Origin of the sequence: Pseudonocardia sp., from assembly GCF_029263155.1 — a bacterium.
Lineage (GTDB): Bacteria > Actinomycetota > Actinomycetes > Mycobacteriales > Pseudonocardiaceae > Pseudonocardia.
In genome coordinates, this window is the sequence record NZ_JAJCYB010000122.1 from 1 (window position 1) to 13,918 (window position 13,918).

12 protein-coding genes are annotated in these 13,918 nt (G+C 75.2%); 7 read left to right on the top strand and 5 right to left on the bottom strand.

The window, feature by feature from the left end; translation table 11 throughout:
• Nucleotides 1-158: 158 nt before the first annotated feature.
• Nucleotides 159-1,046, bottom strand: coding sequence for a methylenetetrahydrofolate reductase (locus tag Q1K26_RS26120; protein ID WP_300018625.1), 888 nt, complete (start codon nucleotides 1,044-1,046; stop codon nucleotides 159-161).
• A 135-nt stretch (nucleotides 1,047-1,181) separates the two neighbouring features.
• On the opposite strand from Q1K26_RS26120, the gene Q1K26_RS26125 reads away from it, so the two are divergent.
• From Q1K26_RS26125 to Q1K26_RS26145, 5 genes are read left to right on the top strand one after another with little or no spacing between them, the layout of a single operon-like run.
• Nucleotides 1,182-2,321, top strand: coding sequence for a polyprenyl synthetase family protein (locus Q1K26_RS26125; RefSeq protein ID WP_300018628.1), 1,140 nt, complete (start codon nucleotides 1,182-1,184; stop codon nucleotides 2,319-2,321).
• Nucleotides 2,322-2,358: 37 nt separating this feature from the next.
• On the top strand, nucleotides 2,359-3,909 hold the full coding sequence (crtI, locus tag Q1K26_RS26130) for a phytoene desaturase family protein (protein ID WP_300018631.1): 1,551 nt from the start codon (nucleotides 2,359-2,361) through the stop codon (nucleotides 3,907-3,909).
• 27 nt (nucleotides 3,910-3,936) lie between these two features.
• Nucleotides 3,937-5,502, top strand: a complete 1,566-nt coding sequence (gene mptB, locus Q1K26_RS26135; RefSeq protein ID WP_300018634.1) for a polyprenol phosphomannose-dependent alpha 1,6 mannosyltransferase MptB — start codon at nucleotides 3,937-3,939, stop codon at nucleotides 5,500-5,502.
• Entirely contained in the window at nucleotides 5,499-7,091 is a 1,593-nt protein-coding gene (gene mptB / locus Q1K26_RS26140) for a polyprenol phosphomannose-dependent alpha 1,6 mannosyltransferase MptB (RefSeq protein ID WP_300018637.1), read from the top strand. The genes mptB (Q1K26_RS26135) and mptB (Q1K26_RS26140) overlap by 4 nt, the downstream gene beginning before the upstream one ends.
• Nucleotides 7,069-8,019, top strand: a complete 951-nt coding sequence (locus Q1K26_RS26145) for a phytoene/squalene synthase family protein (protein ID WP_300018640.1) — start codon at nucleotides 7,069-7,071, stop codon at nucleotides 8,017-8,019. The genes mptB (Q1K26_RS26140) and Q1K26_RS26145 overlap by 23 nt, the downstream gene beginning before the upstream one ends.
• Here the strand turns inward: Q1K26_RS26145 and Q1K26_RS26150 are convergent.
• Entirely contained in the window at nucleotides 8,016-9,239 is a 1,224-nt protein-coding gene (locus tag Q1K26_RS26150) for a glycosyltransferase family 87 protein (RefSeq protein ID WP_300018643.1), read from the bottom strand. The genes Q1K26_RS26145 and Q1K26_RS26150 overlap by 4 nt on opposite strands.
• A 170-nt stretch (nucleotides 9,240-9,409) precedes the next feature.
• Nucleotides 9,410-9,793 carry an Rv2175c family DNA-binding protein gene (locus Q1K26_RS26155; RefSeq protein WP_300018646.1) on the bottom strand — a complete coding sequence of 128 codons (384 nt, stop codon included), beginning with the start codon at nucleotides 9,791-9,793 and terminating at the stop codon, nucleotides 9,410-9,412.
• Nucleotides 9,794-9,865: 72 nt separating this feature from the next.
• On the opposite strand from Q1K26_RS26155, the gene pknB reads away from it, so the two are divergent.
• Nucleotides 9,866-11,596 carry a Stk1 family PASTA domain-containing Ser/Thr kinase gene (gene pknB / locus Q1K26_RS26160; RefSeq protein ID WP_300018649.1) on the top strand — a complete coding sequence of 577 codons (1,731 nt, stop codon included), beginning with the start codon at nucleotides 9,866-9,868 and terminating at the stop codon, nucleotides 11,594-11,596.
• Nucleotides 11,597-11,633: 37 nt separating this feature from the next.
• Here pknB and Q1K26_RS26165 read toward each other — a convergent pair whose 3' ends face one another.
• Nucleotides 11,634-13,022: a class II 3-deoxy-7-phosphoheptulonate synthase gene (locus Q1K26_RS26165; RefSeq protein ID WP_300018652.1), complete on the bottom strand. Its 1,389-nt coding sequence runs from the start codon at nucleotides 13,020-13,022 to the stop codon at nucleotides 11,634-11,636.
• Nucleotides 13,023-13,166: 144 nt separating this feature from the next.
• On the opposite strand from Q1K26_RS26165, the gene Q1K26_RS26170 reads away from it, so the two are divergent.
• Entirely contained in the window at nucleotides 13,167-13,316 is a 150-nt protein-coding gene (locus tag Q1K26_RS26170; RefSeq protein WP_300018655.1) for a GPGG-motif small membrane protein, read from the top strand.
• A gap of 18 nt (nucleotides 13,317-13,334) precedes the next feature.
• Here the strand turns inward: Q1K26_RS26170 and Q1K26_RS26175 are convergent, their stop codons facing one another.
• On the bottom strand, nucleotides 13,335-13,826 hold the full coding sequence (locus Q1K26_RS26175) for a polyadenylate-specific 3'-exoribonuclease AS (protein ID WP_300018658.1): 492 nt from the start codon (nucleotides 13,824-13,826) through the stop codon (nucleotides 13,335-13,337).
• Between the last annotated feature and the right edge of the window lie 92 nt (nucleotides 13,827-13,918).

The window sequence follows — 13,918 nt, forward strand, 5'->3', positions numbered from 1 at the left end:
ACGACCCGAACGCCCCGTCCCCGGTCACCTGGACCCCCGGCCTGGCGGCGGTCGGCGCGCTGGCGGGGGGCGTCGTGGTGCTGATGGCCCGCCGCCAGCGCAACCCGCCCGTGAGCCCGCCGACCAGGTAGGCCGGGCCCGGCCACCGGTGCGGTGACTCAGGCGGCCACCCGCTGCGCGCCCAGGCCCAGCCGCGCCACCAGCTCGGAGGTGGCCGTGGAGCGGTTGAGCGTGTAGAAGTGCAGCCCGCGCACCCCCTCCTCCAGCAGGCGCGCGCACAGCTCCGTGGTGACGTCCATGCCCGCCGCCCGGAACGCGGCGGGGTCGTCGGCGAAGCGCTCCAGGCGCGCCGCCAGCGCGGGAGGTGTCGGGGCGCCGGAGAGTTCCGGCCCGCGCACCAGGGTGCGCACCGTCGTCAGCGGCATGATCCCGGGCATCAGCGGGACGTCGCAGCCCACGGCCGCGAGCCGGTCGCGCAGCCGCAGGAAGCCCTCCGGCTCGAGGAACAGCTGGGTGATCGCGAAGTCGGCGCCCGCCCGGACCTTCGCCACGAGCCGCGCCACGTCGGCGTCGATGTCGGGCGAGCGCGGGTGGCCGTAGGGGAACGCGGCGACGCCGACGCAGAAGTCCCCCAGCCGCCGGGTGAGCGTGACCAGCTCGTCGGCGTAGTTCAGGCCGTCGGGGTGGGCGATCCAGTCGCCGAGCGGGTCACCGGGAGGGTCGCCGCGCACGGCGAGGACGTTGCGGATGCCCGCCGCCGCGTACGCGCCGATCACCTGTCGCAACTCGGACACCGAGTGCGACACGGCCGTGAGATGGGCCATCGGCACGAGCGTGGTGTCGGTGGCGATCCGGGCCGTGGTGCGGATGGTGCGGTCCCGGCTCGACCCGCCCGCGCCGTAGGTGACGGAGACGAACGCCGGGTCCAGTGGCTCCAGTCGGCGGATCGCCCGCCAGAGCTCGGCCTCGCCCGGCTCGTCCTTCGGGGGGAAGAACTCGACCGAGAACACCGGCCGGTCGCCCTCGATGCGGTCCGTGATCTTCATCGGATGATCTCCATGGGGTCGCTGCGCACGCGGTAGAGGGTACGGGCGTCTCGGTCGACGCGCCGGGTTGCGGTCTCCCGGTTACCCTCGGTCCGTGCCTCCCCGACCGTCACGTCCCCGGACGAGTACCCGGACATGTACGCGGCGGCAGCGGTGACCCGCGCCGACGCAGCCCCCGCGACCAGCCCCGACTCGGCCGCCGAGGACCGGCTGATCGAGTCCGTCGAGCGCGAGCTCGCCGCCTTCCTCGAGCAACGTGGCGTCGACACCGCGGCCATCGACCCCGCGTTCGCGCAGGCCACCACGGCGCTGACGGAGTTCGTGATGGGCGGCGGCAAGCGACTTCGACCCACGTTCGCCTGGTGGGGATGGCGCGGCGCCGGCGGGTCGCCCGACGACCCGCAGGCCCCGGCCGTGCTGCGGGCGATCAGCGCGCTCGAGCTGATCCAGGCCTGCGCGCTCGTCCACGACGACCTGATGGACGCCTCGGCCACCCGCCGCGGACGCCCGACGGTGCACGTCGAGTTCGCCCGCAGGCACGCCGAGGCGGGCTGGCGCGGCCGGCCCGCCCGGTTCGGCGCCGCCGCCGCGATCCTGCTCGGTGACCTCGCACTCGTCTGGGCCGACGACATGCTCCGCGGGTCGGGCCTGTCCGACGCCGCGCTGCGCCGGGCGGCCACACCGTGGCAGGCGATGCGCACCGAGGTGCTCGGCGGGCAGTACCTCGACGTACTGCACCAGGCCACCGGCGACGCGTCGCCGCGGGCCGCGCTGCAGGTCGACCGGTACAAGACCGCCGCCTACACCGTGGAGCGGCCGCTGCACCTGGGCGCCGCGATCGCCGACGCCGGACCGGAGCTGACGACCTGTTACCGCCGCTTCGGCGCGGACCTGGGCATCGCCTTCCAGCTGCGCGACGACCTGCTCGGCGTCTTCGGGGACCCGGCGGTCACCGGCAAGCCCGCCGGCGACGATCTGCGCGAGGGCAAGCGGACACTGCTGCTGGCGCTGGCGCTGGAGCGGGCGGACGAGCAGGGCCGGGAGTCCGCGACGCGGGCCATCGAGGCCGCGCTCGGCGATCCCGACCTCGACGCCGACGGGGTCGACCGGATCCGCGGCCTGCTCGCCGAGCTGGGCGCGGCGCAGGCCGTGGAACAGCGCATCGCGGCGCTGACCGGCTCCGCCCTCGACGCGCTCAGCGCCGCCGACCTCGACGAGCCCGCCGCGGACCGGCTCGCCGACCTCGCCGTCGCGGCCACGAGGCGGCGCAGTTGAGCGAGCCTGCGCGACAGGACCGTCCGCGGGACGGGCGGTGAGCCCGTGGACGGTGCCCGGGCGCACCGAGCACGTCGTGATCGTCGGCGCCGGGTTCTCCGGGCTCGCCGCGGCGCTGCACCTGCTGGGTGCGGGCCGCCGGGTGACCGTGCTGGAGCGCGGCGAGCACCCCGGCGGGCGGGCCGGGCGGCTGGACCTGGAGACCGAGCACGGCACCTACCGCCTCGACACCGGGCCGACGGTGCTCACGATGCCCTCGCTGCTCGACGAGGCGCTCGGGGCCGTCGGCGAGAAGCTCGCCGAACGCCTGGACCTCGTGGAGCTCGACCCCGCCTACCGCACCCACTTCGCCGACGGCTCCACCATCGACGTGCACACCGACGCCGCGGCGATGGAGCAGGAGGTCCGCTCGGTCTGCGGGCCGGACTCGGCCGCGGGCTACCGCCGGATGCGCGAGTGGCTGACCCGGCTGTACCGCACCGAGATCGACACGTTCATCGGAGCCAACTTCGACTCCCCGCTGGACCTGCTGGGCCGCGACCTCGCCCGGCTGGCCGCGCTGGGCGGGTTCGGCCGGCTCGGACCGGCGATCGAGCGGTTCCTGCCCGACGAGCGGCTGCGCCGCATCTTCTCCTTCCAGGCCCTGTACGCGGGTGTGCCCCCGCAGACGGCGCTGGGCGCCTACGGCGTGATCGCCTACATGGACACGATCGCCGGCGTGTACTTCCCCCGGGGCGGGATGCGCGCGGTGGGCCAGGCGCTGGCCGACGCGGCCGTCGCCGCCGGCGCGGAGATCCACTACGGCCGCACGGCCACCGGGCTGGAGCGCAGCGGCAGCCGGGTCACCGCGGTGCGCCACCGGCCCACCGACGACCCGACCGCCGCCGCCGAGCGCGTCACCTCCGACGCCGTCGTCCTCACCCCCGACCTGCCGGTCGTGCACGACCTGGTCGGTCGCGTGCCGCGCCGACCGGTGCCGCTGCGCTACTCCCCCAGCGCCGTCGTGCTGCACCTCGGGCTCGCACGCGCCCGCCCCGAGGCCGCCCACCACACGATCTCCTTCGGGGCGGCGTGGCGCGAGACCTTCCGCGAGATCATCGACGACGGCCGGCCGATGAGCGACCCGTCCCTGCTGATCACCCGCCCGACCGCGACCGACCCCGCGCTCGCCCCTGCCGGGCACGACCAGCTGTTCGTGCTCGCCCCCTGCCCCAACCTCGCGGCCGGACCGATCGACTGGGCGCGCGTCGGGCCGGCCTACCGCGACGAGGTCCTCGGTGTCCTGGAGGCCCGCGGGCATCCCGGGCTGACCGGCATCGCGGGCGACGTCACCGTGTCGCGCCTGGTCACCCCGGCCGACTGGGCCGCGCAGGGCATGGCCGCGGGCACCCCGTTCTCCGCCGCGCACACCTTCGCCCAGACCGGCCCGTTCCGTCCCCGCAACCGGGTGCGCGGGCTGGAGAACGCCGTGCTGGCCGGCTGCGGCACCACGCCGGGCGTCGGGATCCCCCCGGTACTGATCTCCGGCCGGCTCGCTGCGCAGCGGATCACCGGCGCCACGGCCGCGCGGGTCCCGACCGACCCCTGACACGGCCATGGAAACATGGTCGCCGCCATGACCGCCCAGCCCGCCTCTCCCGTCGACCCCGACCCGGAGCCGCAGGCGCCCGCCTCCGGCGGCACGCCGCCGCGACCCGCGTCCGGGGAGGCGCCGCCGCGGCGGTCCCGGCTCGGCGACCCACCGCGCGCCACCCTGCTGATCGGTGTCGCGGCGTCGGTGCTGATGCTGGTGGGCGGGTTCGGCGCGGGCGGCGTACTGGTGCGGGACCCGCTGCTCACGAACTCGCCGCTGGGCTTCTGGCGCTACGGCCACGGTCACGAGATGGCCACCGCCATGGTCTACCTCGGTGTGCTGCTGCTGATCTGGGCGTGGATCCGGCTCGGACGCGACGTCGTCGCACGCCGGGCGGGCGGGCGGGCGGTGCTCACCTGCGCCGCCGCGTGGATCGTGCCGATGCTGTTCACCCCGCCGCTGTTCACCCGCGACGTGTTCAGCTACCTCGCGCAGGGTGCCCTGCCGCTGGCCGGGCTCGACCCGTACGCGGTGGGACCCGAGGCGCTGCCCGGCACCGTCACCGACAACGTCCACCCGCTGTGGCTGGACACCCCCGCCCCGTACGGGCCGCTGTTCATCCTGCTCGCCAAGGCGGTCGCGGCGGTGGCGGGCGACAACGTCATCCTCGGGGTCGTCCTCATGCGGGTCGCGCTGCTGCCCGGCCTCGCCATGTTCGTCTGGGCGCTGCCCGAGCTCACCCGGCGCCTCGGCGGCCGGATCCCCGTCGCCCTCTGGATCGCGGTGGCCAACCCGGTGGTCGTGGTGCACCTGGTCGGCGGGATCCACAACGAGCTGCTGCTCATGGGCCTGCTCGCGACCGGCGCCGTGCTCGTGCTGCGCGGCAGGCACGCCGGCGGGATCGCCGTCGCGACCGCCGCGGTCGCGGTGAAGGCCAGCGCCGGACTCGCCCTGCCCTTCCTGGTGCTGGTGTGGGCAGGGCGGCTCAGCGGCCCGTGGCTCTCGCGCGTCGCCCGGGCGACCGGCGGCGGTCTCGTGGTCTTCGTCGCGGTCTTCGGGGTCATCACCCTGGTCGCGGGGGTCGGACTGGGCTGGGTGTCCTCGGTGGGCGCGGCGGGCGCGATCGTCCACTGGTACTCGGCCTCCACGGCACTCGGCCTGCTCGGGCACGCGGTCGTCGGGCTGCTGGTGACCGATCTCGCGCTCGAGCCGTTCCTCGTCGTCACCCGGGCGCTGGGCATGCTCGCCCTGCTCGTGGTCGCGGTCCACCAGTGGTGGCAGGCCCGACACGGCGGCCCGGACGCGGTCCGGCGGGCCGGCATCGTCCTGCTCGCCGGCGCGGTGCTGGGCCCGACGCTGCTGTCGTGGTACCCGAGCTGGGGCTTCGCCCTGCTCGCCGCGGCGGCCTGGACCACGAGCCGGCTGGGCGCCGTGGCGTTCGGCTCCGTGCTGCTGATGTTCCTCAGCTACCCCGACGGCGACACCGCCCACCGCGACCTGGTGCTGCTCGGTCTGGCCGCCGTCGTGGCGCTGTTCGCGGCACGGGCGCTGTGCCGCGCCCCCCGGAACCCGCCCGCGCGGTCGGCCGCCGCGTCCGTGGCGCGGTGAGCGCCGACATGGCCGTGCCCTCCGGTCCGGGGCAGGCCGAGCAGGGACCCGCCGGGCAGGGACCCACCGGGCAGGGGCCCACCGAGCGGGGACCCACCGGATCCGGCCGCCGCGGGGGCCCGCCGCGGGTGCCGCTGCTGGTCGGGCTCGCCGGCTCGGTCCTCATGGCCGTCGGCGGGTTCGGCGCGGCCGGGGTCCTGCTCCACGACCCGCTGCTCACCAACTCCCCGCTCGGCTTCTGGCGCTACGGCCACGGGCGCGACATCGCGCTCGCCACGATCTACGCCGGCCTGCTGTTGCTGGCGTACGGATGGATGCGCCTGGGCCGCGACGCGCTCGCCGGCCGGGTGGGCGGCCGCGCGGTGCTCGCCGCCGCCGCGGTGTGGACGCTGCCGATGCTGGTGGCGCCGCCGATGTACACGCGCGACCCCTTCTACTACCTGGCCCAGGGCGCGCTGCCGCTCGCCGGGATCGACCCCTACGGCGCGGGCCCGGGCTCCCTGGCCGGGCCGCTGGCGGACAACGTCGCCTCGGTCTGGCTCGACACCCCGGCCCCGTACGGGCCGCTGTTCATGATGATCGCCACGGGGATCACCTGGCTCACCGGCGACTACCTGATCGCCGGCGTGCTGGTGACGCGGCTGGTCCTGCTGCTCGGGCTGGCCCTGGTCGTGTGGGCGCTGCCGGAGCTCACCCGGCGGCTGGGCGGGCGTGTCCCGGTCGCCATGTGGATGGTCGTGGCGAACCCGGTCATGATCGTCCACGTCGTCGGCGGCGCGCACAACGACCTGCTCGTCGCGGGCCTGCTGACCGCCGGTGCCCTGCTCGTGCTGCGCGGGCAGCACGTCGGTGGCGTCGCGCTGGCCACGGCGGCGACCGCGATCAAGATCACTGCCGGCTTCGCGCTGCCGTTCCTGGTGCTCGTGTGGGCGGCCCACCTGACCGGCTCGCGGCCGAGCCGGATCGTGCGTGCGGGTGCGGCCGGACTCGGGGTGTTCGCGGTGGTGTTCGGGGCGTGCTCGTTCCCGGTCGGTGGCCCCCTCGGCTGGCTGCCCGGGCTCGGCGCCCCGGCCACCACCATCCACTGGTACTCGCCGCCGACCGGCGCCGGGCAGCTCGTGCACGCACTCGTGGGGCTGGTCGCGGACGTCCCCGTCGAACCGTTCATCGCCGCCACCCGGCTGCTCGGCGGCGCCGTCCTGCTGGTCGTCACCGGGTGGATGTGGTGGGCGGCCCGCGACGGTGGCCCGGACGCGATCCGCCGCGCCGGGATCGTGCTGCTCGCGGCGGCGTTCCTCGGGCCCACGCTGCAGTCCTGGTACCCGAGCTGGGGGATCGTGCTGGTCGCCGCGGCGGCGTGGAGCGCCCGCGGCATCGCGGTGTTCACCGTCGGATCGCTGTTCCTCATGGTCGTCACCTACCCGGACGGCACCACCGCCCAGCACAACGTCGTCCTGCTCGCCGTCGCCACCGCGTTGTGGGTGCTGGCCGCGGTGTCGCTGCGCCGGGTCGATCCGCTGGGGCTGCGCACCCGGCCCGTCCCGTCGCCCGAGCCGAGGGGGGCCCGTGCCGGTCAGCGGAGCGGCTGAGCTCGACGCGGCCGGCATCCGCGACCCCGGCCTGCGGGCGGCCTACGGTGTCTGCCGCGACCTCAACGCCGCCCACGGCCGCAGCTACTTCCTGGCGACGCGCCTGCTCCCGGTGGAGCGCCGCCCCGCGGTGCACGCCCTCTACGGCTTCGCCCGCTACGCCGACGACATCGTCGACGACCTCGCGGACACGACCCCGGTCCCGGAGCGCGCGGCCCGGCTCGACCGGCTCGCGGCCGACATGGCCGCCGCGCTCGACGGGCACCCGCCCACGCACCCGGTCCTGGCCGCGCTCGCCGACACCGCACACCGCCACGACATCGACCACCGCCACTTCGCCGACTTCATGGCCTCCATGCGGATGGACACCCACGTCACCGCCTACGCGACGTTCGACGACCTCGCGGTGTACGTGCACGGCTCGGCCGCCGTCATCGGGCTGCAGATGCTGCCGGTGCTCGGCACCGTGGTGCCGCGCGCGGAGGCGGAGCCGTCGGCGGCCGCGCTGGGGGTGGCGTTCCAGCTCACGAACTTCCTGCGCGACGTCGGCGAGGACCTCGACCGCGGCCGCGTCTACCTCCCCGCCGACGAGCTCGCCGCGTTCGGCGTGGACCGGGATCTGCTCGACCGGTGCCGGCGCACCCGCCTCCCCGATCCCCGGGTGCGGCGCGCGCTCGCGCACCTGGTGGCCAGGACCCGGGCGACCTACCGACGGGCCGAACCGGGCATCGAGCTGCTGGAACCGGTGTCGCGGGCCTGCGTGCGCTGCGCCTTCGCGCTCTACCAGGGGATCCTCGACGAGATCGAGGCAGCGGACTACGACGTCCTGCACCGCCGCGTGGCGGTGCCGACCCGGCGCCGGCTCGCGGTGGCGCTGCCCGGCATGGCCCGGGCCGTGGCGGTGCGGGCCGCCCGGCGGCGCCGCTAGACCCGCGTGTGCTCACCCGCCGCGGCTCGGGCCCGGCGGCGGGTGAGGGCCAGCACCACCAGCAGGGTCGTGGTGAACCAGACGAAGGTGGCCCCGACGAACTGCTGCCCGGCCGACCACCCCAGCTCCACGCCGTTGTCGCGGGGCAGCCCCCACGTGTGCGGCGCCGTCGTGTAGACGACGGCCATCGCGGCGGCCGCGAGCCACCACCCGGTGGACGCGCTCCGCCACGCGGTGGCCGCGACGACCAGCACCGCCGGGACGACCCACACCCAGTGGTGCGACCACGACGTCGGCGAGGCGAGCAGCGCGAGGGCCGCGGTGGTGACCAGGGCCAGCGGGGCGGGGGCGCGGCGGATCACCGGCACCAGCACGGCGAGCAGCGCGGCGGCCAGCACCAGCCACAGCACCGTGCGCAGCGGGCCGTCGACACCGGCCCGCACGAGCACCACGTAGAAGGTCTGGTTGGTGTAGAAGGGCGCGCCGCTCATGACGGACGTGGGGTTGTCGCGCCAGAACCGCAGCGACGCCTCCGGCAGGATCGCGAACGCGAGCAGCGTGGCCCCGACGCCGGTGGCCGCCGCCACCCCGGCGGCCTTGCGGTCCCCCCGCAGCAGGAAGAACAGCACGAACGCGGCCGGCGTCAGCTTGATCGCCGCGGCGATGCCGATGAGCATCCCCCGCGGCAGCCGGGTGCGCCGCGGCAGGCAGTCGGCGGCCACCAGCGCCATGAGCAGCAGGTTGATCTGGCCGTAGTCGATCGTCGAGTAGACCGGCTCCAGCAGGAACGCGAGCGGGAGGGCCGCCGAGGTGACCGAGACCGCACCCGCGGTGCCACCGGAGGGCCACAGCGCCCGCGCGGTGACGAACAGCGTGACGGCGATCGCCCCGGTGGACAGGGCCAGCAGCGCCGGCCACGCGACCATCCACGGGACGAGCGCGAAGGGCATCAGCAGCAGCGCCGCGAACGGCGGGTACAGGAACGGCAGGGAGATGTCGTTCTTGGTGAGCGGCAGCGTGCCGTAGAGGTCGCCACCACCGAGCAGCGCGTCGACCCCGAACCGGTAGACCTCGAGATCGATGTGCCACCCGCCGACGCGGTCGACGACCAGCCACAGCGCGACCACGAGCGCCGGGATCGTGACCGGCAGCACCAGGAGGGGGCGGCGCAGCACATCGAGCGCACGTGCCCCGAGGCCGCCGGACACGACGTCGGACAACCCGCTGCTCCTCTGGCTCCGGACCGGTGACGACAGCCGCGGCGGCGCGCCCGGGACCGCGGGCCGGGAGCCCGATGGGCCCCGGCGCGATGCTGCTGTCAGGATCGCCGCCATCCTAGCGGGCCGCGCGGGGGCGGCCCCGCTCGCGGCCGGCGCCGCCGGCGTGCCGCTCAGAACGCCATCGCCTGCGCGCGGCGCTTGACCTCGCGGTGGCGGCCGGCGCAGATGGAGGCCATCGGCGTGCCGGGCAGGGAGTCGTCCTCGGTGAACAGCCAGCGCAGGATCTCGGGGTCGGTGTAGCCGCCGTCGCGCAGCACGGTGATCGTGCCGGGCAGCCCCTTCACGACCTCGGCGCGCTCCGCACCGGTGACGAGGAAGTCGGCGGGCACCACGACCTCCCCACCGCGACGCAGCGAGAGGAGCTGCCCGTCACGCACCAGTTGGTGCACCCGGGACACGGGCTGGTTCAGCAGGGTTGCGACCTCGGCGACGGGTAGCGTGACCACGTCGTCGGCCAGAACGGACACCTCACTCACGCTGCGACACGATGCCATACTTCCGGTCGCCCGTCCGCCGCTTCCGCGCCCTCTCCGGGCATCCGGGCCGCCCCCGGTACCGTCACGGTCGTGAACGCCCCGCCCGCCGCGCTGCTCGACGCGCGCTACCGGCTCGGTCCGGTGATCGCGCGCGGCGGCATGTCCACGGTCTACCGGGGCACCGACACGCGGCTGGAGCGGCCCGTGGCGATCAAGGTGATGGACCCCCGGCTGGCCGGGGACCCGGCCTTCCGCACCCGGTTCGAACGCGAGGCCCGGTCGGCGGCGCGGATCGACCACCCGGCGGTCGTCGACGTCCACGACCAGGGCGACGACACCCACGGCGCCGAGCCCGTCCTGTTCCTGGTGATGGAGCTGGTCGAGGGCGGCACCCTGCGGGACGTGATCCGGCTGCGCGGCCAGCTGGGGGTGCCGGGCGCGATCGCCGTGCTGGAGCCGGTCCTCGCCGGGCTCGCCGAGGCCCACCGGCTCGGGCTGGTGCACCGCGACGTCAAGCCCGAGAACGTGCTGATCAGCTACACCGGCGATGTGAAGGTCGCCGACTTCGGGCTGGTCGTCGCCGCCGCCCAGGCCGGCGCCAGCCACGTCGGCACCATCATGGGCACGGTCGCCTACCTCTCCCCCGAGCAGGTGGCCACCGGCGCGGCCGATCCCCGCAGCGACGTCTACGCCGCGGGCGTCCTGCTCTACGAACTGCTCACCGGCACCCCGCCCTACGTGGGCGACACCGCGATCTCCGTGGCGTTCCGGCACGTCAACGACCGGGTACCGGCCCCCTCGCTGATCGCCGGGGACGTGCCCCCCGAGCTCGACGCGCTCGTGCTGCGCGCCACCGACCGCGATCCGGCCCGCCGCCCCGCCGACGCGGGCGCGCTGCTCGCCGAGCTCCGCCAGGTCGCCCACCACCTCGAGGTGCCGCGCGTCCCGGCGCCCGCTCCGCCACCACCGCCGGTGGAGCGGCAGGACACGATCCCGCACCCGCCGCCGATCCCCGGCCCGCGCGGCACCCGGGCGCTGCCCTCCCCGGCGGCGCCGCCGTCCCCGTCCGACGACGACGGTCCCGCCCCGCACGTCCGCGAGCGCCGTCGCAGCAGGCGGATGTTCGGCGCCGGGATCGCGGTGGTGCTCGTCCTCGCCCTGCTGGCGGCCACCGCCGCGTGGTGGCTGGGCACCGGTCGCTGGACCGAGGTACCACCGCTGGTGGGCGTGCAGCAGACGGCGGCCCAGCAGCTGCTCACCGAGGCCGACCTGGTGGTCGGCGGCGTCACCCGGGTCTTCGACGACGCCGCGCCCGCCGGGCAGGTCACCCGCACCGACCCGCCGGGGGGCCGCCTGCTGCGCGGCTCCTCGGTGTCGCTCACCGTCTCCACCGGCCGCCCCACCGTTCCCGCGATCGAGGCCGGGACCGCGATCGCCGACGCCGAGCAGCGGATCCGCGACGCGGGACTCAACCCGGTGCAGAGCACCGCCGCCCGCGAGTTCGACGACACCGTCCCCGAGGGCGCGGTCATCCGCACCGAGCCCGCGGCCGGGGAGGCGGTGGCGATCGGGGCGGCCGTCACCCTCGTGGTCAGCCGCGGGGTGGAGCCACCGCCCGAGCCGCAGGTCGCCACCGTGCCCCTGCTGCTGGGCCGGGAGCTGTCCGAGGCGCGCGAGCTGCTCGAGGGCGCCGGTCTCGGCGTCGAGGTGCGCTCCGCGCTGCCCTTCGGCGTGCGCGAGAACCCGCAGGTGATCGGCCAGAACCCGCAGCCCGGCACCATCGTCGACGCCGGAACGACGGTCGTCCTCGACACGCTGTAGGGCCCCGACCCGCAGGATCCGCGACCGGACGGGGTGGTCAGCCGCGCAGCATCTCCGCCACCAGGAACGCCAGCTCCAGCGACTGCTGGGTGTTCAGGCGCGGGTCGCACGCCGTCTCGTACCGGCCGCCCAGGTCGGCATCCGAGATCTCCTGCGCCCCGCCCAGGCACTCCGTGACGTCCTCGCCGGTGACCTCGACGTGGATGCCGCCCGGGTGGGTGCCCAGGCCGTGGTGCACCTCGAAGAAGCCCTGCACCTCGTCGACGATGCGGTCGAAGTGGCGGGTCTTGTAGCCGGAGGTGGACTCGACGGTGTTGCCGTGCATCGGGTCGCACTGCCAGATGACCTTGTGCCCGGAGGCCTCGACCTTCTCCACGATCGACGGCAGCACGTCGCGGACCTTGCCGTTGCCCATCCGGGAGATCAGCGTGAGCCGGCCCGGGGTGCCGCGCGGGTCGAGCCGCTCGACGTACTCCACGGCCTGCTCGGGCGTGGTGGTCGGGCCGATCTTGAGGCCGATCGGGTTGGACAGCAGCTCGGCGAAGGCGATGTGCGCGCCGTCGAGCTGTCGGGTGCGCTCCCCGATCCACAGGAAGTGCGCCGACAGGTCGTAGAGGCGGGCCTCCCCTCGGGTGTCGTCCAGGCGCAGCAGTGCGCGCTCGTAGTCGAGCAGCAGCGCCTCGTGCGAGGCGTAGAACTCCACGCTGTGCAGGTTGTGGTCCTCGACCCCGCAGGCGTCCATGAACCGGACGGCCCGCTCGATCTCCGCGGCGATCGCCTCGTACCGCTCCCCCGCCGCCGACGTGCGGACGAAGTCCTTGTTCCAGTCGTGCACCGTGGTCAGATCGGCCATGCCGGTGGCGGTCAGCGCGCGCACCAGGTTCATCGCCGCGCTCGCGTTGGCGTAGGCGCGCACCATGCGCGACGGGTCCGCCCGACGCGCCTCGGGATGCGCGACGATCGAGTGCACGATGTCGCCGCGGTAGGACGGCAGGCCCAGCGCGTCCACCGGCGAGCTGCGCGGCTTCGCGTACTGCCCGGCGATCCGGCCGACCTTCACCACCGGCGTGGAGGCGCCGTAGGTCAGCACGATCGCCATCTGCAGCAGCGTGCGGATCGTGGCGCGGATGTGGGGCTCGGTGTTGTCGACGAAGGTCTCCGCGCAGTCCCCGCCCTGGAGCAGGAACGCCTTGCCGTTCGCGACGTCGGCCAGCCGCTGCTGCAGCCGGTCGACCTCGGGGGGCAGGGTCACCGGCGGCACGCTCTCCAGGACCGTGCGGACGTGCGCGACCTCGGCGGCCTCGGGCCAGTCCGGTTGCTGCGCCGCGGGGCGCGCCAGCGCGTCGTCCAGGCGGCCGCGCAGGTCGGCGGGCAGCGGGGGGAGCTCGGGAAGCACTTCGACCGGGGCGTCGACGGTCCAGTTCACGCCGACCAGCCTAAGCCGTCGGCGCGGCGACGCGCCGACCGGGACGGATCCACCCGGACGCCGCGTTTGGCCACCGGATCGCGCCGGTCGGCCGTCACCCGAACGGCCCGATTCCACTGAGGACGGTTGCGGCTACCCCGTCCCATGACAACTCTGCTCTACATCCTGGGCGTCGTGCTCGTCGTCGCCGGCATCGTCGCCATCGTTCGCAAGCAGCTGCTCTGGGGCATCGTGCTCATCGTCGTGGGCCTCATCGTGGGGCCCGGGCTGGGGGTCGCCGGCATCGGCGCGTGACCGGCGGATGGCCGCCCGTCACGAGCGGGCGGCCACCGCCGACTCGATGGCCTCCCAGCGGCGCAGGTTGAGGCGGGCGTCGGCCAGGGCGTCGTGCGCGTCGGACGTGGGGGTGGGCAGCGGCGGACGGCCTGCCTCCTCCCAGCGCTGGCGCAGCTCGCGGGTGAACCGCGGCAACGCCCGGGGCAGCGCCGTCATCGAACCCCACAGCTGGCACAGCGCCACGTGGTCGTAGGCCGCGATCCAGGCCCACAGCTCCACCTCGCCGCCCGGGGCGGTGACGAACTCCAGCAGGTCGGCGCGCAGGCGGCTGCGCGAGCGCCACGCCGGGTCGGCGGGCGAGGGCAGCTTGGGCAGCACGTTGCGACGCACCCAGTCCCCCGCCCGCGATCCGTCGAACTCCGTGGACACCGCGTAGAACTCGCTGCCGTCCTCACCGACCACACCGATCGACACCAGATCGATGGTGGTGCCGTCCTCGATGAACTCGCAGTCGTAGAAGAAGCGCACGTGGCGAGGCTAGTCGCCGGCCCGACGCAGACCCAATCGGCGGCTGTTAACACCGGAGTCACCGGAGCCGATAACCGGTGCAGGGCCCCAGG